The sequence below is a fragment of the Mesorhizobium sp. Arg314 genome (assembly GCF_053714275.1).
Window position 1 is genome coordinate 304,329 of sequence record NZ_JBSKBP010000003.1, and the last position, 26,041, is coordinate 330,369.

Here is a 26,041-nt window from a genome sequence, read left to right on the forward strand (position 1 = left end):
ACCTAATTGAGAAATCCTGTCTGCACCATATGCGGTGTCATTAGGGCAATCCAACAGGACTGACGCCGCCCTTCTATTGGAGATGAACATGCAGACGCGGAAAACGGCCGTGATCACCGGCGCCTCCCAGGGCATCGGTGCCGGCCTCACCAACAGCTTTCTCGAAAGAGGCTACAATGTCGTCGCGACCTCACGGCAGGTCGGTCGGTCGACGGAGCTCAACCCATCCGACCACCTAGCCCGCGTCGATGGCGACATAGCGGACCCGGAGACGGCCAAGGCCGTCGTCGAAACCGCGCTTGCGCGGTTCGGCTCGATCGACGCCTTGGTCAACAATGCCGGGATTTTCTTCACCAAGCCCTTTATCGACTACTCGATCGAAGATTACCGGCGCCTCGCGGCCACGAATCTCGAAGGGTTTCTGCATCTCACGCAGCGCGTCGTGCGGCAGATGCTGGCGCAGAAGAGCGGCGGCAGCATTGTCAGCATTACCACCCCGATGGTGGGTCGCCCGATCGCCGGTGTGAATGCATCGGTCGCCATGCTGACCAAGGGAGGCATTGAAGCCATGTCGAAGAACATTGCGATGGAATATGCCAAGGAGCAGATCCGCGCCAACACGGTCGCACCCGGCGTTGTCGACACGCCGCTGCACAAGGATAACCCGAAGGAGTTTCTGAAGACGCTCTCGCCGATGCACAGTATCTCCGGCGTACAGGAAATTGCCGACGCGGTTCTCTTCCTCACAGAGGCGCCGCGCATAACCGGGGAGGTGCTGCATGTCGATGGCGGCGCACATCTGGGAAGATGGTGACCGGTATGAGCACTCAAGCCAGCGCGGAAAAGCGGCTGAGCGATCTCAGCATCGCGCTTCCCCCGCCGCCAACCCCCCTCGGCGCCTATGTCGAGACCGTGAAGATCGGCAATCTGCTCTTTCTCAGCGGCATGCTGCCAGTCATCGGGCGCGAGCCGCAATATGTCGGGCGCGTCGGTGGCGCGGTGTCGGCGGAGGAGGGGCGAAAGGCGGCGGAGATCGCTTGTCTCAACGCACTATCGGCGGCCAAGGCGCATCTCGGCTCGCTCGACAAGATAACCGGCGTGGCGAAGCTCGGCGTCTATATCGCCACGGAAGGCGACTTCCGGGGTCACCCGAAAATAGCCGATGGAGCGTCCGAGCTCCTCTTCAAGGTGTTCGGCACCGGGATGCTGTCGGGCCGCGTCGTTCTTGGCGTCGCCAGCCTGCCCCTCGGCATGCCCGTCGAAGTCGAGCTCGTCTTTGAAATCGCGGCCTAGGCGAACAAGGCGATGCTTTGCAAGGTGAGCGTGTCGTTGCCCAGGCCGAGGTGTAATCATGTCTCTTTCCCAAGCCCTTAGTCTCATGCCGCGTCGCGCCTTGTTGGAAGGGCCGACTCCTATTCAGCGCCTTTGTTGTATCGAGGACGCTTTGGGCTCCTCATTGAATGGCGTTCGAATCTATGCCAAGCGCGACGATCTCATGTCGCTGGGCGGTGGCGGCAACAAGCTGCGGAAGCTTGAGTTCCTGCTCGGCGACGCCACTGCGGCAGGCGCCGACACAATCATCGCCACCGGCGGCCGGCAATCGAACTTCACGCGCCTGACGGCCGCCGCGGCCGCCAGGCTGGGCCTCGCCTGCGAGCTGGTTCTCGCACCCTTTGTGCCACGTGAAGGGGACGAATACGATCGAAATGGCAATGTTCTGCTCGACGATCTCTTCGGCGCTCGCATCCATCATCTACCAGCCGGCGTCAACTCGACACGGCTTGCAGAGGAGCGGTTTGAGGAGCTGCGTCTGGCTGGCCACATCGCCTATATGGCGACGCTCGGCGGCTCCTCGCCGGTCGGAAGCCTGGGCTACGCGGCCTGCGCGCTCGAAATCCAGACGCAGTCCAATGATCTCGGCGTCGATTTCGCCGAGGTCGTCGTCCCGAACGGAAGTTCAGGGACGCAGGCTGGATTGGTCGCCGGATATCGGGCACTGGGACTTGATACCACGCGGGTGAGATCTCACTCGGTGCTTGCGCCCACCGCCAGTGCCGCCTCGACAACGGTGGAGATAGCCAATGCAGCGTTGACCTTGCTGGGGTCTGAGGCGTCGCTCAGCTCGAATGACGTCAACCTTTCGGGAGACCAGCTGGGTCAAGGCTATGGCGTTCCAACACCCGCCATGGTCGAGGCGGTTCGGCTGATGGCGAGCAGGGAGGGCCTGCTGCTTGACCCTGTCTACGGCGGGAAAGCGTTCGCCGGCTTGCTGGCGGACATCTCGGCCGGACGGTATGCGGCAGGCGACGCGGTCCTCTTCATCATGACAGGCGGGATTCCCAGCCTCTATGCCTACGCAAGCGATTTCCTCGGCGCGAACCACCAGCCTCCACCTAAACGCTTCCTAACCCCTTGAAAACACAACAGGAGACTCTCATGTCCACACTACGAAAGACCTTTGCTGTCGCTCTCATGATAACCATGAGTTGCACCATGGCGCGCGCTGAATCAAAGCCGGCCGCGAAAGATATCGTCATTGTCCACGGCGCCCTGGTGGATGGCTCAAGCTGGCGAGCCGTCTACGAAATCCTGTCCAAGGATGGGTTCCATGTGACTGTCGTGCAGGAGCCGCTCACTGGTCTCGCAGAGGACGTCGAGGCCACCAAGCGCGTTCTCGATCAGCAGAAGGGGCCTGTGGTGCTGGTCGGTCACAGCTATGCCGGCTCCGTGATCACGGAGGCAGGCGCCGATTCAAAGGTCAGTGCGCTGGTCTATGTGGCCGCGCTCCAGCCCGATGCGGGGGAAGCCAGCGGGCAGCTTCTGTCGAAGTTCGCCGCACCCAACGATGCCATGCGGGCCACCCCGGCGCCTAAGGCCTCCACCGGCAAATATTTCTTCATCCAGCCAGCCCTGTTCGCTGCGACCTATGCCCAGGATGTCCCGGCATCGGACGCTCAATTCCTGGCGGACTCCCAGCAGCAGCTTGCTGAGAAAGCTCTGGGAGCGCCCGTCTCCGTGGCCGCATGGCGAACCAAACCCAGCTTCGCCATCCTGACCACCCAGGATCATGTTGTGAGCCCGGAGCTGCAGCGCTGGATGTATCAACGCTCCGGCGCGAAGGTGACCGAAGTGGCCGCAAGCCACGCTGTCTTCATCTCTCAGCCGGCCGAGGTCGCCGGCGTGATCGAGACTGCCGCGAAGTAAGCAAATCGGCGGGTAACAGTCGACGGTTCATCCGATCCGGATATGAGCGCACATACTTTGCCGGTACATCCTCCGGGCCTGCCCGAGACGCTTCTTGCGAACAGCGGTCGTTAACGAACGTTACTCAAACCGCGACGGTTAGCGAATGTCGGTATCGGTGGTTGAGGGGTCCCCGCAACCAATTTTATCATAAATCAATAACCGTCCCGGTCTAACCGGGGCGGTTTTATTGTCTGGATGGGCACGCAATCACCGAAAGCCATTTCGGGCGCCTCGGCAAAGCGTCTGGCCGGATACCTTGGAGAACACATGCTGTCCTTCGGCCCGGGAAGGATCGCCTTACCTGCATCAATGCTTTGGTCGTTCTCAACGCAATAGCGGACCTTTGATATGGGCCGTCTTTTCGCGCTGGAATCAGATAGTTGCCTTTGGTCGGGTGGCGTTTGCTAACGAATGCCGCAAAAGACGGCCACATCCAGGCCCTCCTAGGATCAACATTGTAATATTGTCCGGCTTGCTGCTGATGCCTCACATGTTTGCTGTTTAAGCGAATCGAGCTGTGGGTTGGGTCCGTGAAGGTAGAACCAATCGGAGGCCATTCAGCTAAAGAACTCTACCGCTCCCGTTTCAAGATTGTACATGGCCCCGGCAATTTTGATTGTGCCGTCGGACTCCAGGCCCGAAAGTACTGGGCTGTCCTTCCGAATGTTCGCGACAGTCAGCTCGACGTTCTTACGCGCAACCGCATCCACAAACGCATAGTTTTTCGCCGTTCGCTCCCCGGAATAAGTTGTCGCCTCTACTGCCGGCTTGATCTTGCTTAGTAGCCCGGTCAAATTGCCAAGCTCAGCGTTGTCAATCGCACCTTTGATCGCGCCGCAAGCGGTATGCCCCATTACGAGCACGACTTTGGCGCCGGCCAGTTTGCAGGCGAACTCAAGGCTGCCCAGAATGTCGGGATTTTCAACGTTGCCGGCGACCCTCGAGTTAAATATGTCGCCGATACCGAGATCCATGATGACCTCGGCTGGCGCGCGCGAGTCAATACAGGAGAGAAGCGCTGCCGCAGGATACTGTCCCGAGGCGCTCGCCTTCTGTTCGCGCAAATAGTTGCGCTCCTTTCTTTCGCCTCGTTGAAAGCGCTCGTTTCCCTTCTGCATCGCCTGAATGATTTGATCCGGCGTCAACTTATCGCGCAGCTCCTTCGAGAGCGCGTCGGCAGATGCCGGCGATACGAAGCCACCGAAGCCGGCCAAACCCAGCGCGGTCAGCGTTCCCGCCGTCTTAAGAAAGTTTCGGCGGCCTAAACAATTGCAGTCTTGAGGATGTCCTAAAGCGTGATGCACGTGCGGCCTCCCTTCTGAGAATTCGAGGTTCGAACGGCGGGGCCTGCCAGTTGCCCCAACTAGCCGCTCACAGTTACTACAAGTTCAGGAAGGGAGAAAGTCCGCTCTGGGACTGCTAGGCATTCCCCTCGGCATCCGAACGGCGCCCGCGGGGCACATTCGCCTATTTTGGTGACTAGCGCCAAGGCGCTCTCCTTGTTCATTGAAAAGCGGCTGGCGCCCATGACATAGAAATCGATCGGGCGAGCGTCAGCTGTTGGCTCTCCCGCCGCAAGCGGAGACAGTCGGTCAAAGCTTCAAGATATTTCTGTTGTTGGCTTGCTGGTTCCTAGTATCGTGCCGGCAGGCGCTGTCTCGGGGGCGGTTCGATGAATTTCCGTGTGGCCAAGTTCCGACGCCCGCTCTCCATTCCCGGACTGATTGTTGGAACGCTGTTCTTCGGTCTTGCCCTCACGCCGAGTTTGCTTCCGCGGACCTTTGTGACGCAAGGGGTCCTTTCAGGATGTTCCATGGCGGTGGGCTACCTGCTGGGGACCGTGGGCCAATGGCTTTGGGCATATCTGCAACTTCCGGTCGCCAGCGAAAGCACGGCCAAGGGCATCCGCCGCGTTGGTGTCGTGTTGTGCTCGATCGTGGCCATCGCCTTTCTCTGGCAGGCATCCGCGTGGCAGAACTCAGTCCGGGCGGTGATGGCCCTTGGTCCGGTCGAGACCGCAAGCCCGTTGAAGATTGCCGTCATCGCTTTGCTGACCTTCGCGGTGCTGCTCTTTCTGGGACGCTCGTTCGAGCTGACGATGCTTCTCATCTCGGACCGGCTGCGCCGCGTCCTGCCACAGCGCCTTTCCTATGTGATTGGCGGTACTCTGGCCGTCGTCCTGGCATGGTCTCTGGTCAACGGTGTGTTTTTCAAGGTGATGCTCCGGGCCGCCGACTCTTCTTACGCTGCCTATGACGAGCTGATCGAACCGGAAACGCCGCAGCCGGCGGATCCGAACAAAACCGGCAGTGCGGCATCACTCGTGCATTGGGACGAGCTTGGCAGGGCGGGGCGAGAATATGTTTCGACAGGACCCACTGCCCAACAGCTGCAATCATTTTCGGGCAAACCGGCACTAGAGCCCATACGCGTCTACATCGGCCTGCGATCAGCGGAGACGGCCGACGAGCGGGCCAGCCTGGCTCTGCAGGAACTCAAGCGCGTCGGCGCATTCACGCGTTCGATACTGATCATCGTTACGCCCACGGGAACCGGATGGATCGATCCGGCCGGAATGGACACTGTCGAGTACCTGCACAATGGCGATGTCGCAAGCGTCGCGATCCAGTATTCCTATCTGTCGAGTCCACTCTCCTTGCTGATCGAACCCGGCTATGGATCCGACGCTTCCCGGGCACTCTTCAGGGAAGTCTATGGCTACTGGTCAGCGCTCCCCAAGAATCATCGGCCGAAGCTCTATCTCTATGGGCTGAGCCTGGGGGCGTTGAGTTCGGAACGATCTTCCGAATTGCTGGAGGTGATAGGCGACCCGTATCAGGGAGCGCTGTGGAGCGGCCCGCCGTTTCAAAGCCAGATATGGCGGTCACTGACCGCCGACCGCAACGCGGGTTCGCCGGCGTGGCTTCCTCGCTTCCGTGACGGGTCCTATGTCCGGTTCACGAGCCAAACCAACGCTTTGAACATTCCAGGCACGCATTGGGGGCCGATGCGTATAGTCTATCTGCAATATGCGAGCGATCCGGTTACGTTTTTCGAATACCAGTCTCTGTACAGAGAGCCGGACTGGATGGTCCGGCCGCGCGGTCCTGATGTCTCGCCGGCATTGCGCTGGTATCCGGTGGTGACCTTTCTTCAGCTCGGTCTCGACATGGCCATGGCGACGACAACGCCGATGGGATATGGGCATGTCTATGCGCCCGAGCACTATATCGACGCTTGGGTAGAGGTTACCGATGTGCAGGGTTGGACACCGGCCGATCTTGAACGTCTCAAGAAACTGTTCAAGCTTGGCAGATAAGCCTCAGAGAGAACAAGCGAGGGAACTGTCTCCGACGGCAACCCCAAACGTCTTCGCAGGCTTCGGCGGCAACAGCATGCTTCCCAATCCGGTCCAACGACCGCTAGGATATCGCTCACGAGCAAGTACGCGCACGACGCCGTAGTCGGCATACGACGGGCGGCTGCCCGGCTTCCATACCTCGCGTGGCGTCTACGATTCCCGGCTCCGCGCACCTTCAGGCGCGTCAGTGAGTCCAGCCATTCTCTGCGGCGGGCGGCATGGTGCCGAGACGCACACACTGAAGCGTGCGGCGAGCCGTTGAAAAAAGAAGGATCACGCTTGGCACGGTGCCGCTAACGCGCGCAGCCATCTTGACGACGGCCCTGAATAACGGCTCGGCGCCACGCCACTCGTCGAGATCGACCGCAAGCGGAACTGCCTGCGATCGAAACTACTTGATACGGGCGATGCCCCCGGAGATTTCGACCGTTTCCGAACCCGTAAGGGCCTCGACGTCGCCATTGGGCAAGGTGACGAAACAACCATTCCGGCAGAACTCCACGGTTTCGCCGGGGGCGAGTGCAAGATTTCTCTTACGACCGCCCTCCGTCACAATCAGCGTGCGGGTTTTGGCGTCCTTGTTGACCGCGGTGGCGCCAAGCGCAGAGCTGCCCATGGCGAGCAGCACTACGGCAGCGACGAAAGACTTGCACACCTGCATCTCGGTGTTCCCCCGCCTCTATTGCACTACGCTAGGCATTCTCGCCCTTTGTATGAGCTTACAAGACGTGGAAGCTGACCGCGTCAACAATCGGTTGCCCTTAAGGACAATGGCGCGGTGGATCAGCAGGGGCTTAGCTGCAGTACCGCAAAGTGAATATTCAGCCCATTTCTCGATGAGAATGGCCTCTGGCTCTGGAGTTCGAGCCTGTGCAAGCCGCTGTCTTGCGGGGCTTGCCCCGAATGATCTTGGGAGGAAGAAATGCGACCCAGCAGGCTCATAAAAATTCTCTGCGCCCTGGTTGCTCTCGCCGCCGGGTCCCTCGCGCGCGATGACCTAAACCAGCTCATTGGCGGAGATGCGATTTCGCAAGCGGAAGCGGGCGTGGTTGTGCACCATCATCGCCACGTGCCGGTCACTGCTCATGGCGTCGCGCGCCGCACTGCGCGGCGTACTGTCCGCCGTACCGCGTACTTCGTGGCGGCGCTGCCGCCCGGCTGCCGTCTCGTCCAAATCAACGGCATTGGCTACCATCATTGCGGCTCGCTCTACTATCAAAACTCTGGCACTCGGTACGTCCAGGTGACCGTCCATTGATCCTGTTTGTGTGCGGCCCCCCGGAGCGTCCCGCTGTTACGGATTGCTTTTTTTATTGCAAAGGACTGTCTTGAATCGATTTTGCGAAGCATGAAGGGCGATCGAGTTGGTGAACAGGTCCGCACGCCTCTCCGTGGCTTTTACGGTGATCTGGTTGACGTCATGCGCCCATCGGCCCGAGAACGTCTTTCTCCCGGAGGGGCCGAATTCGGTACCTGGTGCTTCGCAGGTGGAAATGCTGGTGGCAACAACACGGCGCCCTTCCAAGATACCAGGAGAGATGTTCAGCGGCGACCGCGGTGATCCGGCCTTCGCCGACATCGCAATATCGATTCCGCCTGATAAGGTCCGTAAGATCGGAGAGGTGGAATGGCCAAAGGTCATTCCTGCTGACCCCAAGCGCGAATTTGCGACGATCAGCGCAACAGTACTGAAACGAGACGCAATTATCTCCGACCTCCATGCGCGACTGACCAGGGCTCCTTCCCGGAAGGTCTTGGTCTTCGTTCATGGCTACAACAACCGTTTCGACGATGCGGTATTCAGGTTCGCGCAAATCGTCCATGACTCGGGCGCCAAAGACGTGCCTGTGCTCTTTACCTGGCCATCGCGCGGCAAACTGCTCGCCTACGCCTATGATCGCGAGAGCGCGAACTACAGCAGGGACGGACTTGAGGCAATGCTGAACTATCTGGTGCGGGACCCATCAGTTTCCGAGGTCTCTATCTTGGCACATTCGATGGGGAATTGGGTTACCCTGGAAGCGCTCCGTCAAATGGCAATCCGAAATCGCGGCATCTCCGCCAAGATCAAGAATGTCATGCTGGCGTCACCCGATGTCGACATCGATGTCTTCCGTACCCAGCTGGATTCCATGGGCGCTCGGCGCCCACGCCTTACGCTCTTCGTGTCGAACGACGACAAAGCCCTGAAAGCATCGCGATGGCTTTGGGGGAGCACAGCCCGCCTCGGCACCATCGATCCCAAGGTCGAGCCGTACAAGGATTTCCTGGAGAGGGAGAAAATCGATGTCATCGACCTCAGCAAGATCAAGACCGCCGACCGGCTGAACCACGGGAAGTTTTCCGAGAGCCCCGACGTGATCCGACTTATCGGACGGCAACTGGCAACAGGTCAACCAGTTACCGACCAGCAGTTGAGCCCGGGAGATCGCATCGTTGGGGACATAGATGCGGGGCTCTCAGGCGCTGTGACACCATAGGAAACGCAGATGTCGAAAATTCGGTGTTCTTTGGAGAAAGCGGCGTTGGCGGCGTTCGTCCTGGCAGCTACGGCTGTTCCCGTTCAATCCCGTGACCTGGTCATCGCCATGCCAAATTGGCCTTCGGGGCAGGCGACGGCGAACATCTTGAAGGTCGGTCTGAAAAAGGAATTCGGGCTCGACGCGGACGTGCGCGAGATGGGTTCGATGATCGCCTTTGCGGGCCTGGACTCCGGCGAGGTCGACATCCACCCGGAGGTTTGGTCGCCAAACCTCGACAGCCTGATCGAAAAGTACGTTACAAAGGCGGGCACAATCGCGCTTAGCCCGATCGGAGTGCAGGCGTGGCAGGGGCTTTGCGAGACGCGGGTGACCGCCGACAAATATGGCATTCGCGACATCTCGGATTTGAACGACCCGAAGAAGACCGTAGCGCTCGACACGGACGGGGACGGCAGCGGCGAATTGTGGATCGGTGCCCAGACCTGGGCGTCGACGGCGATAGAACGGATCAGGGCCAACAGCTACGGCTACGCCAAATCGATGACCTTGCTGGAAATGCCTGAGGACGTCGGCATGGCTGCCGTGGATGCGGCTGAAGCCACCGACCGTCCCATGGTGTTTGCCTGCTATGCTCCGCATTACATCTTCAAGCTGCACGACATCGTGCGCCTAAAGGAGCCACCCTACGATCCGGCAAAGTGGAAGATTGTGCTGCCTTCTGAGGATCCGCTCTGGCTGTCGAAATCAAGCGCGCCCGTCGCGTGGAATGCTGGGCATTTCCACATCGGCTATGCGACCTCCCTGCGCCAAAGCCACCCGGAGGTGGTCAAGTTCCTGGAGCATATCGATTTCAAAGAGGATGAAGTCACCGAGATGGGCTACGCGCTCCAGGTGGAGCGGCAGGCCCCCTTCGACTTTGCGACCCAATGGGTCGCAACGCATGGGGCCCGGGTGCAGGGGTGGGCGGGCAAATGAAACGGTTATCGACGACGAAGCAGACCCCGGCCAGTGGAGTGAACGGGACCCTGTTCGAGCCGGCCGCTATCCGGCGGTACGCGAGTGTTGCAGCAATCGCGGTCCTCATGCTTGCGGCTCCGATAGGCCTCGCGCCCGCGGCGCCACCGGGGGCGGCTACGCAGGTGTTCGATCCCATCACCCATAAGTGGGTCGACTACGACCGCAAGAAAGCTCTCAAATACTATGCGGCCCATAAGGAAGTGCCCGAGGCATTTCGAATGCAGATGGTCAAGTTTCGAACCGCCGAGGTGCCGGGCACGATCATCATCGACGGCAACCAGCACTTTCTCTATCTGGTGCAACCCAACCAGCAAGCGATGCGCTACGGCATCGGAGTCGGCCGCGAAGGGTTTGGCTGGGCAGGGATAGTGCGTGTCGGCCGCATCTCGGAATGGCCGACCTGGACACCGCCTGCGGAAATGGTTGCGCGCGACCCCAAAGCCGTGCCGTACGCCGCGGGAATGCCAGGCGGGCCGGATAACCCGCTGGGAGCCAGGGCACTCTACCTCTACGAAGCAGACAAGGACACGATCTACCGGATCCACGGCACGCCGGAGCCATGGACGATCGGGCTCGACGTCTCGTCAGGATGCATCCGGATGAACAACAAGGACATCATCGACCTGGCGTCCCGCGTGAACGTGGGAGCCAAGGTGATCGTCCTGATGCAGGGGGCAGCACTATACAAGGGCGTCTGACACCAGACTTGAGGAGCGGAATTCCATGTCGATAGCAAGGACCTATGCGGTTCGAAGACATCGGTTTGTGGTCGCAGCCGTGTTGTTGGGGGCGATCCTTCCGGTCGGTTGCGTCAGCGCGCCGCCGCCGCCGTCGCCGGACCAGATGTCGCGAACCGTGGCCAAGACAGCGCCCGCCGACTTGCAACTTCTTTGCGCAAATGCCGCAGCAAAAGCCAGCGGCCTAAAGGCCGACAAGATACTCCCGGTCAGCTCAAACCAGATCGACTCGAAGACCTATCAGGTTGACCTTGACGCCGGCGGCAAGAAGACGAGCTGCCTTGTCGACGCCGACGGCAATGTTAAATCCGTTCAACCATTGTGAACGTCGTCATGGCCAGTTGCCTGCGTTTTCCGCGCGCCATGCGGAAGCAGGCCAAGCAAGCTTCGCGCCGGACGAGAGAGCTCGCCGGCATCGTTCAGCGAACTTTTCTCTATCGCCCGGCCCAGTCTTTCAAGCTCGCGCGAATAGCAATACAACGCGAACAGCACACTGAACACGATGAGCCCCTTGGTTAGAGCTTGACCCAATGGCGGCAATGAATCGAGCTCAGGAAGATGCCGAAAGAACAACGTGGAGAAGAGCACTCCTGCGAAGAAGAAACTGGCGCGGCTCGCGAACATCACGAGGTGCGCGACCAGTGCGTTTCCAAAAGGCGCACGGATATCGACCCAGTTGTACCTCGCCCAATAGAGGCCCTGCAGCGCAATGGTACCAGCTGCCACGGCGGCCTGAGTTCCCAGATCAATGTTCTGAGTTTGTCCCAAGCGTGCGACCAAGCGCTTAAATACCGGAAATATCGTCCAAAACAGGAACGATGCGGCTAGTGTCTGGAGGGCAAAGAGGAGGTGATAAACGAGCGCGGGTACCGGATACCGCCCCCGTTTGTTGCGCTGGTAGTTCGGGTTGAATTCGGGCATCTAGTCCAACTCCGTCGTGTCATTGTACACAATCTTGTCGGCGGGGGACGAGCATTACCGATGATCCGCCCCTTGAGGTCCAGTGGAAACATATACTTGCCAGTAGTTCTTGGGTCGTAAGCGGTGTTCTCAGGCCGCGGCCCTGAGTTCGGAGTTGCGGATGTTGACCCAGGGCGGGAACTCGTCGATCTGGGCTGTTGGGGTGGCGGTTGACGATCCTGGCGAGCACGTCGGCGAGATAACCGAGCTGCTCGACGCCATTGAGCGTGCCGGTTTCAACCAGCGACGCGCCGCCGAGCGCTGGTGCGGCCTGCGCTTCACCGAGTTTGAACTTCCTCAGATTGGTGCCGTCCGACAGAACCTCAATGCCCAAAACCAGGCCAACGTCAGGCCGTCCCAATTCCGCTTTCCAGCAAATCCGCGCCTTGACCCATTTCCATTCCAGCCTGTAAAATCACCAGGAATAACCTGTCCGACAGCACATGCTTGTTACTGAGCACCGCAAGCAATGTCGAGCCGCTGGCCGCATTGCCGTCAGTGAGGAAAACATGGAACGGCGTGACTTTATCAAAGGCTTGACTTTGCTCGGTCTCTGCCCGCTTTGCGCCAAGTCCGGTTTTGCAGCGGAGGGCGCGCATTGGACCTATGAGGGTGAAACCGGCCCCACACACTGGGGAGATCTCGGCGGCGACAACGCCGCCTGTTCGGTCGGCTCGCAGCAATCGCCGCTAGACATCACCGGCGCGATCAAGGCTGACCTTCCAGCCATTGTCACGAACTGGAAGAAGGGTGGCGAGATCGTCAACAACGGCCACACAATCCAGATCAACATGCCGGCAGGCAGCAAGCTCAGCCGCGGCGACAGGACTTATGAACTGGTGCAATTCCATTTCCATGCGCCAAGTGAGCATCGGGTTGCCGGCAAGTCCTTCCCGATGGAGGTGCATTTCGTGCACAAGGCCGAGAGCGGCACGTTGGGCGTGCTCGCCGTGTTCTTCCAGCCAGGCGCGGCGAATGCGACCTTTGCCGCACTCGCCGCCGCGTTCCCGGCGAAAGAGGGCGACAAGACGCCGGCACGCGATGTCGATCCAAGCGGCATTCTGCCGAAGACGCTTAGTTACTGGGCCTATGAGGGATCGCTCACCACCCCGCCCTGTAGCGAGAATGTCGACTGGATGGTGGCGATGGAGCCGATCGAGGTGGCCGCAGCCGACATCGCGAGATTCACCGCACTTTACGCGATGAATGCGCGGCCGGTGCTTACCGCCAATCGCCGCTATATCCTGTCGTCGAGCTAAGACCTGCCGTCCGCGGATGGACCGGCGGCAGCACGCTTGCGGGCGTTCCGTCGCTAGGTGAAGACTTGCTGCGGCCTCAGATCATAGCGGCGCGCGACTTCGGAGATGACCGCGTTCGCTGCCGCCCAGGCTCAAGCGCAGGGTCAAGTCCAGACACAAGGCGATCTCCGATTCCGACGCAGAATCGGCAGCCTCACAGATCACCGGCATTCCCGAAAGTTGGCCTGACCACAGCGCTTACTTTGAGTCTAACATTCGCGATGAGACCGGTCGAATTGGGATGCGACCAGGAAGCAAGCAGAAGTTCGTTGCAGCCAGTATAACGTGCCACTAGTATAGGAGTTGCGGCAAGGCTGGGCTGCCAATATGGATGAGCGCACATCCGAAGGAACTTACGTCGAGTTTCCGGTGGGACTGGATGTGCGGTTCTGCGAGGTTATGGATATCGCGCCCGTCATGGTGTGGGTATCCGGCCAAGATAAGCTCTGCAACTGGTTCAATCGACCGTGGCTGAGGTTCACAGGCCGCAGCATTAGGCAAGAACTGGGAAGCGGTTGGACCGAGGGTGTTCATCCGGACGATCTTGGTCGATGTTTGCACGTTTACGCCAGCCACTTTGACGATCAGAAAGAATTTCGAATGGAATATCGTCTTCGGCGATATGATGGGATCTATCGCTGGATCGACGATACGGGGATTCCCCGCTACGACCACGAAGGCAAGTTTCTTGGCTATATCGGCTCCTGTGTCGACATCCAGGATAAACGGCAAGCCGTAGATGAAATGCGCAGTTACCTGCTTCAAGTGGCCGACTCGAACCGCAGCACTGACGCTGCGATACTATCAGCCGCAATCTCGCACGAGCTAAACCAGCCCTTGGCCGCGATTATGGCCAACACCGAGGCTGCAGAGATTCTCCTTACTGCGAGCCAACCCGATTTGAATCAGGTCAAAGAGATCTTCGCCGACATCCGCCGGGACGATCAGCGCGCAGCGGACGTGATAAGCCACATGCGACAGTTCGTTCGAAAAAATGAGGTGGGACTCCAGGAGATCGATCTGAACGAAACGGTTCGCATCGTGTACGAAATTCTCGCCCCCCATGCGGCAGCCAAGGGCGTCTTGCTCAGTGCCAATTACGGGCAGCGCCCGCTGCCCGTCCGTGCCGATCCCATTCAGTTGCAGCAAGTCGTCTTGAATTTGGCCCTGAATGGGTTGGATGCCGTGGCAGGTTCGACGTCTCGCCCGCGTTCGCTAGTGATCGAAACCGCTCTATTGAACACGTCCGCGGCGAAAATCTCCGTCTCGGATTCCGGTTCGGGCATTCCGGCCGACAAGCTGGAACTTATTTTCGAGCCGTTCTTCACGACCAAGCAAGAGGGCACGGGCCTGGGGCTATCCATCGCCCGCGCGATCGTTGAAAAACATGGAGGTAGGATATGGGCGGAGAACCTACTTTGGGGAGGGGCAGTATTTCACTTAAGCCTTCCCCTGGCCTTGGAGTGGCTAACGCTGGCCATGGAGTTGCCCGCGTAGCTGCTGGGCCTGTCATCCATGTTGTCGATGACGACGCGTCGTTTCGCGTGGCAGTCGCCCGTCTTTTGCAGGCCTGCAGTTTTCAAGTGGTTCTGCATGACTCAGCAACACAATTCATGGACCGGGTGCCTGTTGGCGCGCACGGCTGCATCTTGCTCGACGTGGAAATGCCCGGCTTGAATGGGCTGGAACTTCAGGATGGCCTTGCTGAGCGTGGCTACCTGCTACCGATTATCTTTTTGACTGGCCACGGCGATATTCCGATGAGCGTGAGAGCAACCAAGGCCGGCGCGGAGGACTTCCTGTCAAAGCCTATTTCCAAAGAAAACTTGCTAGGCGCCATCCGACGGGCGCTTCTGCGGTCCGAGGCAGCGCATGAACACCATGATCGGCTCAGCACGTTGCGCGGGCTCGTCGACACGCTGACACCGCGCGAAAAGGCAGTCTTTGCGCTGGTAGTCCGCGGCAAGCTCAACAAGCAGATTGCGTTTGAATTGCGCACGTCGGTGCGCACGGTCAAGGCGCATCGCCACGAAGTAATGTTCAAGCTACAAGTTCAATCCGTGGCCGAACTGGTCTCGTTGGCCCATAGACTTGTCGCCCCGGCAGCCCACGTTGTCGGCCCGTCTCGCATCGGGGAGATGCCAGCATTGTCGGGGCATGAGGTCGCCAAGTTTTGCATCAGTTGAGCAGTTCCAGCGAGACGGCTGGGTAGGATTTCGGCCCCCAAGTACAATATCCCTACGGGTGACCGCGCCGTACGGTTCTTACAACATTACACACTTGCCGCCGAGCCGTCGCCGTCGTCCCCGCACGGCGTGAGCTCCAAGGAACGAGCCGGTGCAAACACAGCCATTGATCGTGGCGGTTATCGACGACGATCCCAGCGTGCTGAAAGGGATTCAACGTCTGTTGAGCGCCAAGGGTTTTGCGTCGGAAGTATTTGCTTCGGCTGAAGCATTCCTCTCAAGTTCTGCTCCGGAACGGGCAACTTGTCTCGTTCTCGATATACAGTTGGGTGCAATGAACGGTTTCGAACTCCAGCGTCAACTCTCGGATTCAGGATCTAAGATTCCGATTATATTCATGACCGCGTTCGATACTGAAGCTACCCACGCGCTGGCCATGGAGGCCGGCTGCTCTGCGTATCTGCACAAGCCATTTGCGGCACGCCTGCTCTTCGAAGCGATCCACAACGCTACGAGTTGACTCCGGGCCATCCCACCGCGCCGTGGCCATCGCATTGCCCCTGAGGACAATTGTTGCCGGATGAACCAGGGAACAAGATTGCTAAGGGTGAGCCGACGTCGCAGTCACCCGACGTGGACAAATTCGTCCTTCCGCAAGATCGGCAGCGGTGAGTTCGGCCGCGACTTGATTTAGTCAATTCCTCGGGGGAGTTGTGATGAATTCGATAAACCCGGCGGCCCCTCACCATATGCCCTGGTTCATCACGGCACCCGGGGAGACCGACGGCCTCTTCATCGCGATGATCGTTTTTCTGATCGTGGTGGTTCTCATCATCGGGAACCTTTATTTCAAGCTGCACGCTCTGCCCGAGCATCTGGCACATCGGGCCAACAAGGTTCAGTTGGAAATAGTGTCGGTTCTGGCGCTGCTCGCTCTGTTCACTCACAATCATATCTTCTGGATCGCGGGCTTGCTGCTGGCGCTGGTGCAATTCCCCGATTTCTCCACGCCCATAAGCTCCATAACCCAATCGCTGCACAAGCTCGCACAGGGAGGCAGCCCCTCGATGCCGCAACCACAGGGGAACGCCGAACAGACCCCCGACGAAGGCCTTTCGCCGCTCGCACCAGACTCCAAACTTAGGGCTGAACTGCCCAGTCCTGCAAAGGACTTAGGCGATGCTTGAAATTCTTCTCTGTTCGGTGGTCACTATCCTCCCGGATTTTCTCTACCGCCGCTATGTCCAAGGAAAAAAGATTGGACGGGAAATTACCTTGTTCTCGATCTGGTACGAGTTGCGCTGGGGCATCACCAGTTGCCTGGTGTTGACGATAATAACAATCACCATGATTTTCTACTTCCACCCTTTGACGACAAACGTCAGCCTGCTGTTTCGGACCGTTACCATTCTGCCGGAGAGCAACGGTCGGGTAGCGGAAGTATACGTGAAGCTGAATGACCAAGTCGGAGCCGGTGCCCCGCTATTTCGGCTGGATGGCACTGCGCAGCAAGCTACGCTTGAAGCCGCGCGCCGGAAGGTGGCAGAAGCGGACGCGGCGATGGCGGTCGCAAAAAGTCAATTAGCGACGGCGGACGGCCAGATCCAACAGGCGCAAAGCACGTATCAGCAAGCTGTCGATGCGCTTGATACCAAGGTCGAGTTGCAGCGGCGAAATTCTGGCACGGTCGGGGAACGCGAAATCCAACGGCTTCGCAATGCGGTGGATGGGACCCAGGGCGCGATGGCCGCAGCAGTCGCCACCAAGGAGACTCTGCAGGAGCAGATCAGTTCACTTCTCCCGGCGCAGAAAGCCACTGCCGAAGCGGCAGTTCAGCAGGCCCAAGTCGAGCTAGACAAGACGACAGTCCGGGCAGGCATTGCTGGAACGGTTATGCAGTTCGCGCTCAGGACGGGAGACATCGTCAACCCGTTGCGGCCAGCCGGTATACTGATTCCAACGGGGGCGGGTCGCGCCGCCGTGGTGGCAGGTTTCTCTCAGCTTGCGGCCCAAGTAATCAAGATCGGCATGGTAGGCGAAGTCACTTGCGCGTCAAAGCCCTTCACCATTATCCCGGTCGTCGTGACGCAGATTCAGGACGCCATCGCGGGAGGACAGTTCAGACCGACCGATCAGCTGATCGACGTTGCGCAAGCGCAGCCGGGAACCCTCACCGTGTTCATGGAACCCTTGTATGCCGGTGAGCTTGCAGACGTTCCGCCTGGAAGCAGTTGCGTGGCCGTCGCCTATACGAACAACGAGGATAGGCTGGAAACCGAAGATCTCAACCCGGGCATGTGGGTGTTTCTGCACGCTGTCGATGCCTTCGCGGTGCTTAAGGGGGCACTTCTGCGGATCCAGGCACTGATGCTGCCAGTAACCACTTTGGTATTGAGCGGCCATTGATTTGCTTGCGGCAGAACGCTGGCGATCGACTTCGGAGCCCCGGGCACAATGGCGAGCTGAGGGCCACCGGCACTCGCCTCCGGGCCAGGGCAAAGGGCCGACCCGTCGGAAAGGACATAGTGGATGGAACTTCTGTTATGTTCGATGTTCACCATCCTTCCAGACTACCTATACCGTCGCTACGGTCAGGGGAAACGGGTCGGAAGGGAAATTACCTTCTTTACGATGTGGTATGAGCTACGTTGGGGCATCACCAGCTGCCTGATGCTGACGATCGCCTTGATAACAATGATTTTCTACTTTCACCCGGCCACCTCAAACGTAAATTTCCTGTTTCGGACCGTCACCATCCTCCCGGAGACGGGCGGCCGCGTGGTCGAAGTTTTCGTGAATACGAATGACAAGATCGAAGCGGGAGCACCGTTGTTCCGGCTTGACAGCGCAGCGCAAGAGGCCGCACTCGAATTAGCTCGCCGGATGGCGGCAGAAACGGACGCGTCATTGGCGGTCGCCAAGACTCAATTGGTGACGGCTGACGCCAACATCCAACAGGTGCAAAGCGCTTATCAGCAAGCCGTTGACGCACTAGACACAAAAGTTGAGTTGCAGAGGCGGAATGCCAGTACGGTAGCGGACCGCGAGATCACCGTACTTCGGATTGCCGTGGACGGTCGCACCGGCGCGTTGGCTGCGGCTAACGCAGCCAAGGAGACGTTGCAGGAGCAGATCAGTTCGCTGCTCCCGGCGCAGAAAGCCAGCGCAGAGATTGCAATTGAACAGGCACAGATCGCCCTCGACAAAACGATAGTCCGCGCAGGCGTCGCCGGAACTGTTGCGCAGTTCGCGCTCAGGCCCGGTGATTTCGTAAACCCATTGGGGCGGCCGGCGGGTATCCTGATTCCTGCCGAAGCAGGCCGTTACGCACTGGTGGCGGGTTTCTCTCAAATCGAAGCGCAGGTGATAAAGGTCGGGATGGTCGGCGAGGTCGCCTGCGCCTCCAGCCCGCTCTCCGTAATTCCGGTCGTCGTCACGCAAGTCCAGGACGTCATCGCCGGCGGCCAATTCAGGCCGACAGATCGGCTGATCGATGTTGCCCAGGCACAGGCTGGGACGATCGCCGTGTTCATGGAGCCGCTCTATCCCGGACAGTTTGCAGGTATCCCTCCGGGAAGCAGTTGCACAGCCACCGCCTATACTGACAATGAAGAGCGTCTGGCGACTGAAAACCTGAGCATCCCCATGCGCGTGTTCCTGCACGCCGTCGATGCTGTCGCCGTGCTTCATGGTGCCATTCTCCGGATACAGGCCCTGATGCTGCCCGTGCAGGCCTTGGTGTTGAGCGGCCACTGAGTTCGTGCGGCTGGCAATGCGCTGGCGGGGCTTACAGGCGGGCTGCGCGGCTTTCTGCATAGACCATTTTCCGGCACGTCCCGATCTGCAAGACTGCAGATTAATTTCGGGACGGTTTCTTATCCGTGACGGGCCTAGCATTGCCCCTAAGGACAATTGTTACCGGACGCGTCGGGGGATTGAGGTATCGGCCTCGGCAAGGGCCTCTAATACTAGGCGAATAGCGTCGATCGCTCCTCGTAGCGACAGCCCGGTCACATGAAGCCGGCCTTGAGGGTCGCTCGCCATGAAAACTCTGGGATCCTACAGCTTCAACGAACTCCAAACGCTGGTTGTTGCGCTTGTGGCCCTTATTGTGGGCAAGGCTCTACGCGCCAAATTGCCACCGTTGCAGCGCATCGACCTCCCGGACGCGGTCGTGGGGGGGCTTGTCGCCGCCGTGTCGGTCCTGGCGATACGCTTTGCCTTCGGCGTCGAGCTCACCTTCGGCAATCATTTGCGCGACTTACTGCTCCTCATGTTCTTCTCGACCATCGGGCTATCGGCCAAGTTGCGCTTGCTCAAGTCCGGCGGCAAACCGTTGCTCATTCTCTGTCTAGTAACAGTTGTCTTAATCGTACTTCAGAACTTAGTAGGAGCGACAGTTGCCTTGGCCTGGGGCACACATCCCTTTTATGGTCTATTGGCCGGCAGTTTGTCCTTCATTGGCGGCCCGGGGACAGCGATGGCCTGGGCACAAGAAGCTGAGGCCGCCGGCTTGGCAGTCGCGCGTCCGGTGGGTATCGCGGCAGCGACACTGGCAGTGGTTGCTGGTGCCCTTCTCGCTGGGCCACTTGTCGGCTTGTTGATCAAACGCAAGGGGCTAAAGGCGAATGATGAAGCTGGCGCTCCTGCTGCTGCCTTGCCGCAGGCAGAACCAACGAAGACGATGGATTCCACCGTCTCCAGCGCATTGACGGCCCTTCTGGCCATTGCGGTCTCAGTCCTCATCGGTGAGGAAATCAACACCTGGTCTCGTAGCAACGGCGTGATGCTGCCAGGATTCCTCTGCACGCTTTTGGCCGGAATACTGATTACCAACAGCCTCGACGCCTTCCGAATGCACATCGAGGTCAAGCCTGTGGCAATTGGCGGCGCAGTGGCGCTTAACCTCTTTCTTGCCATGAGCCTCACGGCGACCCCACTCGCTGCCATGTTCAGCATGATAGTGCCGCTTACGGTGAACGTGCTATGCCAAATTCTGGTGATTGTCTGCGTTGCCTACTACATCCTCTTTCCTCTACTGGGCCGCGACTATGATGCCGCCGTCACCACTGCGGGCTTTCTCGGCTTTGGGATCGCATCAATGCCTGTGGCGATGGCGACAATGGAAGAGATTACGAAGCGTTCAGGGCCTTCGCCTCGGGCGGTCCTGACGGTCACGCTCGCGGGAGCCTTCTTTGTCGATCTCGCCAACGCTTTGGTGGCAAAGTTGTTTCTGCTATTGCCGTTGTTTGGCATGGGATGACACCGGTCCGACACTACGGATATCCCGAGTTCGGCGTCTCGCTCAGTCCCGCCGAAACTTCCGGACCGATGACATTTGGCCCAGAAATCGCGCAAGTTGGTTGCTCCAACTCGCGAAGTTCGAAGGGCGTCAAAGCCAACGAGCGCAAACGCTCGAAACCCTGCTTGTCGACGAGTGATCCGGTTCAGCACAACCAATGTTTGGAGGCAGATAATGGGTGACCAAAAGAGGATTAAGCGAGAAGACGCTGAACAAATATTTAGGAAGAGTCAAGGAAAGCGAGCCCACGATTGCAGATAGTGAGGATTGTTCGCTAATGGCGTAATTCTTTATGGCTCGACTGGAGCCCGCTTGGATTACGGGCTCTTTTCTGGTGGAAGACGGTTCTTCTCCATTTCCCAAATGACCGCGCCGCCAGTTACGGTCAGCCCACGGCGTTCGGGTGATATGAGCCGGAGCCAGACTTTCTCGCTATCTCGGATTTTCGGACTTTGGCATTGCCTGTGAAGGCAGGATGTGCCGCCGCTCTTGCGTGGACGTAGTGTTGCGCGACCTCGAAGTTGCCCTCAAGGACAATGGGCAGCGGATGGGAGGAGGTTTAGCCTTCGTGGCGTCAATAGTTGCCTGAAACCTCTCGCCGAGAATGAGAAGGATTCCTCCCGGGCCATTCACCGGGCGCTTGGCCATCCGGTCCTTTCTGGAGAGGTCTACCCAAAACCGCGGGAGAGAAATTCAAGTGGGTACTGGGCCGCTTAGATTATCGCCATCGCGCTGCGGGTACTAAGGGAGACACGATCATGGCCGAAAGCACCAAGCTCGATCGGGACAAACCGCCCATGACTGCCGATGAGCTTCGTAAGTCACTCCTGAAACGACAGATGGAGGAGGCCAAAAAAAAGCGACAAAGGCAAGACGGAGCAGGAGGAGAAATACGCCGACTTTGTCGCAGGTTTTCTCGGGAACCGAGTCACCGACGACGAAATCGCAATGGTTCGCCGACAGGTTACAAACGCACTCCACAATGGTAAGTTCGAGGCACTCGTGTACAGCTTTCCCTCCGAGCTCTGCACCGACGACGGCTGGGCCATAAACAACGCTGACCGCGACTGGCCACAAACGCTCCAGGGCAAAGCAAAAGAGTTCTACGAGCGGTATCAGACGTTCGGCAAGCCAGCTGGCTACAAGCTCAAAGCGCAGATAATCACCTTCAAGGACGGTATCCCGGCCGATATCGGCTTTTCCTCGACTGGAATCCGCACGAGATTTGATCGACGGGATTCACAGACCGCCATGACGGATGTGAAAGAATTCGCCGGCATGAATTTCGGGCACGTCTCCCAACCCAACTCTCAAAGTTCCGGCTATCGCAACGAGGAGGTCAGACATAATCCAGAAACGAAATTCTACAGTGCAGAAACACAATCGAAAAATTCAAGGATTATAATGGCTTCCGCAGTAGCGGTCGTGGACCTGATTCAAACCGGGAAAGGAAACGATACATGAAAAAGTCCGTTCTCTCAGCTTTCGGCATCGCAGTTGCGCTTGTTCTCACACCTATCATCGGGGTTAGCAGTGCTGATGCAACGACGAATCCGCATCGCCTCCATCACACCATGCCGGCCGGTGGTACGGCCAAGCCCACCAGCGGTGCGGCGATGACGCATCCGAAGTGCCATTACGATAAGCATCACAAGTGCCATTACCATCACCATCACCATAACCAACATCGTGCACATCACAACCAGCCGGCTGGCTAAGTACGGCTCGCCGACAAAGACCGGCTTTGGTTTTGACCAAAGCCGGTCATTTGATGCTGAACGAAGTGCACCATGCGTGGCGAAGAGGATACGCTGTACGATGCCCGACTGGGGCGATAGCATTTGGATCCATCATTCAGATTGCCCTTGAGGTCGCCTTTTGGCGAGCTACGGCCTTGACCTCGGCGAGATCGCGCCGGTCTCACAGCCATCTGAGTTCCTGCAGGCAATCGTCGCCGTGCTTCCTCGCAGGTGATCGAGCGCATTTTTGAGGAGGTGCCCGTAGCAGCGCGAGCGTGTTGCGATTGACGACGAATAGTACGCCTGCAGCGTGATCGTGATTGCGGATTCGACGTTGCCTAAGGACGCTGTGCGACACTGGTCTATCTTGGTGCACTTGGGCCAGCGAGCAGATAAAGTCGCTGTACTACAATCATAACAAGTGCTGTTTCCCACCCGAAAATAACCCACCCGTTTACAGCTTCGAAAGTGGCTATAAGTCGCGTTTCTTTCCCGAGAACAACGTCTCCGTAACCAACCGTTGTGAAACTGACCATAGAAAAGTAGAATGCGTCTTCGAAGTCACGCAAAGAGCCCGTAACATAGTATAGAAGAGCCCATAACAACACATCTAATACGATCGGAATCGTTAGGAATATTATCCATACCACTATCACAAAAGTCGGCCACTTTTCCAAGCTTGATCGACGATTTGCTTCCATAAATTTCAATCTTCGCAGTCCAATCGACATGAACATCGCTTGGATGGCGACAGTAATAGATATGAGACAACCAGCTAGAAGTAACTGGACGAACATGGTGCTCTCTCTTTTGGGCGCCCGTTCGGCGGCGATATTTGCGAGTAGTAAGCGACGTGCCGCTCGACATCGACGGCTGCGCGCTTCTGAAAATCCTGCGCTAGCCGGAACCTAGGCCGACCGGTGCCACTATACGCCTCTGACAGAATTTGTCGCTCTTTCGCGTCACTCCTGATCCATTGAACCTCGGCAATCCCCCGACGCTCTCGAACGTGAGAAAAACGACCCTCGACCCTGGCGATCAACCGTTGCCACCGAGCCCGTCGGACGGTCCGCGGGCGCCTCCGCACCCCGATCAATCGATCCTAATGACGCGTTTCCTCCGCATTTGTGTGCTAGTTTTCCTCACGGGTGGTGGCTCTAGTCTTTGGGACTTCGGGATGCTATTTGGCCTCTTCGCGTCGGGGGTGACGGCGGTATTTTTCGCTACTTCGCTGAGCCTGTTGAACTACGGGCGACGGCTGGGCTTGCGCTTTTTGCGGCGGCACGGGGCTGACAGCATGCCGGGCTTGCCGACAGTCGAGGGCGCGATATTCGCTTTGATGGGATTGCTCCTTGCATTCACCATTTCGGGCGCCCTGCAGCGATTTGACGAACGTCGCCAACTGGTCGTGCAGGAAGCGAATGCGATCAGTACAGCCTATGACCGTCTCGGCCTGTTCGAGGGGCAGGCAGGCGACCTCCGCAAAAAGTTGAAGGAGTATACGAAGGCTCGGATCGATCTGTATCAAATGCCGCATGACTTCTCTGTGTGGCAAGGCGCGGAGGTCTGGTCACGTCAACAACAAGGGGAAATCGGCGAGCTGAAGAATAGGCTGTGGGACGCAATTCTCGCGGCATGCCCACAGGCCAACTTTCGTCCGGCCTGCCCACAGACACTCTCAACATTGACTACCGCATTCGAAGTCGCACGGCTGCGCCTTGGCGCGGCGGAAAAACATCCGCCACAGATTGTCTATGCAATGTTGTTCGGCCTCGGGCTGGGAGGTTCGCTGCTTGCCGGCTTCAGTATGGCAACAGCCCCAGCACGCAGCTGGGCCTTTCGAAAAGGAGCGGTCTTTCCCTTGCGTCTGTGCTATGTCGGATAGTGAAGGAGGGGCAGGGTGAACGAGATCCGCAAACTTGCGGCGATCCTTGCTGCTGACGTGGTCGGCTACAGCCGGCTTGCTAGTGCCGACGAAGATCGCACCCTGGCGAGGTTGCGGGCACTGCGCAGCGACCTGATCGATCCGACGATTGCCGTGCACAACGGGCGCGTGATCAAGCGCACAGGGGATGGGGCGTTAGTCGAGTTCCGCAGCGTGGTCGATGCCGTGCGCTGTGCCGTCGAGGTGCAGAACGGCATGGTCGAGCGCAATGCCGGCGTGCCGCAGGACCGCCGCATCGAATTCCGGATCGGTGTCCATCTGGGGGATGTCGTCGAGGAAAGCGACGGCGACTTGATGGGTGACGGCGTCAACATCGCCTCACGCCTAGAAGGCGTCGCGTCGCCGGGCACCATTTGCCTGTCCGAGGATGCCTATCGTCAGGTCAAGGCCAGGCTTGACCTTTCAGTCAGCGATCTCGGCAACACCCAGCTCAAGAACATCGCCGAGCCCATCCGGGTCTATTTGCTTCGCGTCGGCGGCTATTCTGTTGCAACTAAACGATCGGCTGATCTTGAACGGCAAATAACCCACGAACTAACCCAGTCGATTGCGTATTGCCGCGCGAAAGACGGTGTTCAGCTCGCGTGGGCTAAGGTTGGGAGCGGACCACCTCTCATGAAGGCCGCTAATTGGCTGAACCACTTGGAGTATGATTGGGAGAGTCCTGTCTGGCATCACTTACTAGAGGGGCTTGCAAGCGAACACACCCTTATCCGCTATGACGCGCGAGGGAATGGAATGTCGGATAGGAATGTGGACGAGCTTTCACTTCAAAACTGGGTGAGCGATTTGGAAGCCGTTGCTAATGCGGCACGTCTCACGCGCTTCCCGTTATTCGGCGCATCGCAGGGTTGTGCCGTTTCGATTGCCTACGCCGTGCGCCACCCCAAAAAGGTGTCACATCTTATCCTCTACGGCGGCTTTGCATTGGGTGGACGGAAGCGTTCGCCTGAGGAGCGCCAGAAACGCGATGCTATGACGACCTTGATGCGTTTAGGATGGGGATCGGACGAACCGACGTTTCGTCAATTGTTTTCCTCACAGTTTCTCCCTGAAGGCACCAAAGAGCAGATCGACGCCTTCAACGAGCTGCAACGACGGACGATCTCGCCTCAGTGCGCAGCACAGTATTTTGAAGTCGTCGGTGATCTCGATGTTCGCGATCTTCTTCCAAAGGTGAAGGTACCAACACTGGTTATGCACGTTCGCGATGATCGAGTCTGCCCGGTCGAGGCGGGCAGACAAATGGCTGCCGCTATTCCCGGTGCTCGCTTCGTTGCGTTCGACGGCAAGAATCACCTGTTTCTGAAGGATGAGGCGGCTTGCGTACAGTTTTTTGATGAAGTGAGGCGTTTTCTTCTATCATAGCTAGACGAGGAACGGCACTGGCGGCAAGGGTAATACTTGGCACCGAGCTGGCCCTCAGAACACGCCGACCAACAGCCCAACTGCGATGGCGAAATGCTAGCCGAGCAACAGCGTGTTCGCCGATGAGACTTATCCCTGACGGCCATCTCGACAATCACCTGAGCGGAACCTCGATCCAGGAGGAGCACATTGTGCATCTGGCCCTGGCCGCCGGCTCTCCAGCCCCGGAACGACGCCTAGAATAGCCTTTCCGGACATCGTCTGTTTTGGAATCGATTGTCGTCCGACCACATTCTTGCTGTCGGCCGTGGTACGCGCGACGCCTCACTCGCTGCGGGAATTTCCGCCGGAGTGCGTTCCGAATGCGCCCCCTCGTCGGCGGCTATTCATGAAGGAAGT

Annotated in this window: 25 protein-coding genes and 2 pseudogenes; 20 read left to right on the forward strand and 7 right to left on the reverse strand. The window is 58.5% G+C overall.

What is annotated here, in order from left to right; translation table 11 throughout:
- The first annotated feature begins 88 nt into the window (after positions 1–88).
- Genes ACWGS9_RS05510 through ACWGS9_RS05525 form a run of 4 tightly spaced genes read left to right on the forward strand, consistent with a single transcriptional unit; the run spans position 89 to position 3,204 of the window.
- Complete coding sequence (locus tag ACWGS9_RS05510; protein WP_454504298.1) at positions 89–814, forward strand: SDR family NAD(P)-dependent oxidoreductase; 726 nt, start codon at positions 89–91, stop codon at positions 812–814.
- A complete protein-coding gene (locus ACWGS9_RS05515) occupies positions 808–1,293 on the forward strand; it encodes a RidA family protein (RefSeq protein ID WP_454504266.1) in 486 nt (161 codons plus the stop codon). The genes ACWGS9_RS05510 and ACWGS9_RS05515 overlap by 7 nt, the downstream gene beginning before the upstream one ends.
- Before the next feature lie 58 nt (positions 1,294–1,351).
- Positions 1,352–2,416 carry a D-cysteine desulfhydrase family protein gene (locus tag ACWGS9_RS05520; RefSeq protein WP_454504267.1) on the forward strand — a complete coding sequence of 355 codons (1,065 nt, stop codon included), beginning with the start codon at positions 1,352–1,354 and terminating at the stop codon, positions 2,414–2,416.
- A gap of 20 nt (positions 2,417–2,436) precedes the next feature.
- Complete coding sequence (locus tag ACWGS9_RS05525; protein ID WP_454504268.1) at positions 2,437–3,204, forward strand: alpha/beta fold hydrolase; 768 nt, start codon at positions 2,437–2,439, stop codon at positions 3,202–3,204.
- Between the two features lie 599 nt (positions 3,205–3,803).
- Here the strand turns inward: ACWGS9_RS05525 and ACWGS9_RS05530 are convergent.
- Entirely contained in the window at positions 3,804–4,550 is a 747-nt protein-coding gene (locus ACWGS9_RS05530) for a carbonic anhydrase family protein (protein WP_454504269.1), read from the reverse strand.
- Positions 4,551–4,918: 368 nt separating this feature from the next.
- Here ACWGS9_RS05530 and ACWGS9_RS05535 point away from each other — a divergent pair, with 368 nt between their 5' ends.
- The gene (locus tag ACWGS9_RS05535) at positions 4,919–6,565 is read left to right on the forward strand and encodes an alpha/beta hydrolase (RefSeq protein WP_454504270.1); all 1,647 of its coding nucleotides are present in this window, start codon (positions 4,919–4,921) and stop codon (positions 6,563–6,565) included.
- Positions 6,566–6,998: 433 nt separating this feature from the next.
- Here ACWGS9_RS05535 and ACWGS9_RS05540 read toward each other — a convergent pair whose 3' ends face one another.
- Positions 6,999–7,262 (reverse strand): hypothetical protein, encoded by a 264-nt coding sequence (locus tag ACWGS9_RS05540; RefSeq protein ID WP_454504299.1) that lies wholly within the window; start codon positions 7,260–7,262, stop codon positions 6,999–7,001.
- Between the two features lie 342 nt (positions 7,263–7,604).
- Positions 7,605–7,805, reverse strand: a complete 201-nt coding sequence (locus ACWGS9_RS05545; protein WP_454504271.1) for a hypothetical protein — start codon at positions 7,803–7,805, stop codon at positions 7,605–7,607.
- 340 nt (positions 7,806–8,145) lie between these two features.
- Between ACWGS9_RS05545 and ACWGS9_RS05550 the strand changes: the two genes are divergently transcribed.
- The 4 genes from ACWGS9_RS05550 to ACWGS9_RS05565 all read left to right on the forward strand — a co-directional run bounded on the left by ACWGS9_RS05550 (position 8,146) and on the right by ACWGS9_RS05565 (position 11,169).
- Complete coding sequence (locus ACWGS9_RS05550; RefSeq protein WP_454504272.1) at positions 8,146–9,087, forward strand: alpha/beta hydrolase; 942 nt, start codon at positions 8,146–8,148, stop codon at positions 9,085–9,087.
- A gap of 9 nt (positions 9,088–9,096) precedes the next feature.
- A complete protein-coding gene (locus ACWGS9_RS05555) occupies positions 9,097–10,065 on the forward strand; it encodes an ABC transporter substrate-binding protein (RefSeq protein WP_454504273.1) in 969 nt (322 codons plus the stop codon).
- A gap of 107 nt (positions 10,066–10,172) precedes the next feature.
- Positions 10,173–10,805 carry a L,D-transpeptidase gene (locus tag ACWGS9_RS05560; RefSeq protein ID WP_454504300.1) on the forward strand — a complete coding sequence of 211 codons (633 nt, stop codon included), beginning with the start codon at positions 10,173–10,175 and terminating at the stop codon, positions 10,803–10,805.
- Between the two features lie 67 nt (positions 10,806–10,872).
- Positions 10,873–11,169: a hypothetical protein gene (locus ACWGS9_RS05565; RefSeq protein WP_454504274.1), complete on the forward strand. Its 297-nt coding sequence runs from the start codon at positions 10,873–10,875 to the stop codon at positions 11,167–11,169.
- Here the strand turns inward: ACWGS9_RS05565 and ACWGS9_RS05570 are convergent.
- Entirely contained in the window at positions 11,157–11,765 is a 609-nt protein-coding gene (locus ACWGS9_RS05570) for a hypothetical protein (RefSeq protein ID WP_454504275.1), read from the reverse strand. The two genes, ACWGS9_RS05565 and ACWGS9_RS05570, sit on opposite strands and share 13 nt — an antisense overlap.
- Before the next feature lie 129 nt (positions 11,766–11,894).
- Positions 11,895–12,054, reverse strand: a pseudogene (locus ACWGS9_RS05575) (transposase domain-containing protein); the annotation flags it as partial.
- Positions 12,055–12,313: 259 nt separating this feature from the next.
- On the opposite strand from ACWGS9_RS05575, the gene ACWGS9_RS05580 reads away from it, so the two are divergent.
- The 9 genes and pseudogenes from ACWGS9_RS05580 to ACWGS9_RS05620 all read left to right on the forward strand — a co-directional run bounded on the left by ACWGS9_RS05580 (position 12,314) and on the right by ACWGS9_RS05620 (position 21,819).
- Positions 12,314–13,063: a carbonic anhydrase gene (locus ACWGS9_RS05580; protein ID WP_454504276.1), complete on the forward strand. Its 750-nt coding sequence runs from the start codon at positions 12,314–12,316 to the stop codon at positions 13,061–13,063.
- A gap of 366 nt (positions 13,064–13,429) precedes the next feature.
- Positions 13,430–14,599 (forward strand): ATP-binding protein, encoded by a 1,170-nt coding sequence (locus ACWGS9_RS05585; RefSeq protein ID WP_454504277.1) that lies wholly within the window; start codon positions 13,430–13,432, stop codon positions 14,597–14,599.
- Complete coding sequence (locus ACWGS9_RS05590) at positions 14,566–15,288, forward strand: response regulator transcription factor (protein ID WP_454504278.1); 723 nt, start codon at positions 14,566–14,568, stop codon at positions 15,286–15,288. Before ACWGS9_RS05585 ends, ACWGS9_RS05590 begins: the two co-directional genes overlap by 34 nt.
- 151 nt (positions 15,289–15,439) lie before the next feature.
- Positions 15,440–15,808 (forward strand): response regulator transcription factor, encoded by a 369-nt coding sequence (locus ACWGS9_RS05595; RefSeq protein WP_454504279.1) that lies wholly within the window; start codon positions 15,440–15,442, stop codon positions 15,806–15,808.
- Positions 15,809–16,004: 196 nt separating this feature from the next.
- Positions 16,005–16,475, forward strand: a complete 471-nt coding sequence (locus ACWGS9_RS05600) for a hypothetical protein (RefSeq protein WP_454504280.1) — start codon at positions 16,005–16,007, stop codon at positions 16,473–16,475.
- Positions 16,468–17,694 (forward strand): HlyD family secretion protein, encoded by a 1,227-nt coding sequence (locus tag ACWGS9_RS05605; RefSeq protein WP_454504281.1) that lies wholly within the window; start codon positions 16,468–16,470, stop codon positions 17,692–17,694. Before ACWGS9_RS05600 ends, ACWGS9_RS05605 begins: the two co-directional genes overlap by 8 nt.
- 123 nt (positions 17,695–17,817) lie before the next feature.
- A complete protein-coding gene (locus tag ACWGS9_RS05610; RefSeq protein WP_454504282.1) occupies positions 17,818–19,044 on the forward strand; it encodes an HlyD family secretion protein in 1,227 nt (408 codons plus the stop codon).
- Positions 19,045–19,330: 286 nt separating this feature from the next.
- On the forward strand, positions 19,331–20,551 hold the full coding sequence (gene gltS / locus ACWGS9_RS05615) for a sodium/glutamate symporter (protein ID WP_454504283.1): 1,221 nt from the start codon (positions 19,331–19,333) through the stop codon (positions 20,549–20,551).
- A 797-nt stretch (positions 20,552–21,348) separates the two neighbouring features.
- Positions 21,349–21,819 (forward strand): annotated as a pseudogene (locus ACWGS9_RS05620) (histidine kinase).
- 249 nt (positions 21,820–22,068) lie between these two features.
- Here ACWGS9_RS05620 and ACWGS9_RS05625 read toward each other — a convergent pair.
- Both ACWGS9_RS05625 and ACWGS9_RS05630 read right to left on the reverse strand, forming a co-directional pair.
- Complete coding sequence (locus ACWGS9_RS05625; protein ID WP_454504284.1) at positions 22,069–22,431, reverse strand: hypothetical protein; 363 nt, start codon at positions 22,429–22,431, stop codon at positions 22,069–22,071.
- Between the two features lie 260 nt (positions 22,432–22,691).
- Positions 22,692–23,126, reverse strand: a complete 435-nt coding sequence (locus ACWGS9_RS05630) for a potassium channel family protein (RefSeq protein WP_454504285.1) — start codon at positions 23,124–23,126, stop codon at positions 22,692–22,694.
- Positions 23,127–23,506: 380 nt separating this feature from the next.
- Here ACWGS9_RS05630 and ACWGS9_RS05635 point away from each other — a divergent pair, with 380 nt between their 5' ends.
- Both ACWGS9_RS05635 and ACWGS9_RS05640 read left to right on the forward strand, forming a co-directional pair.
- Positions 23,507–24,214, forward strand: coding sequence for a bestrophin-like domain (locus ACWGS9_RS05635; protein WP_454504286.1), 708 nt, complete (start codon positions 23,507–23,509; stop codon positions 24,212–24,214).
- Between the two features lie 15 nt (positions 24,215–24,229).
- Positions 24,230–25,642: an alpha/beta fold hydrolase gene (locus ACWGS9_RS05640; protein ID WP_454504287.1), complete on the forward strand. Its 1,413-nt coding sequence runs from the start codon at positions 24,230–24,232 to the stop codon at positions 25,640–25,642.
- The last annotated feature ends 399 nt before the right edge of the window (positions 25,643–26,041 follow it).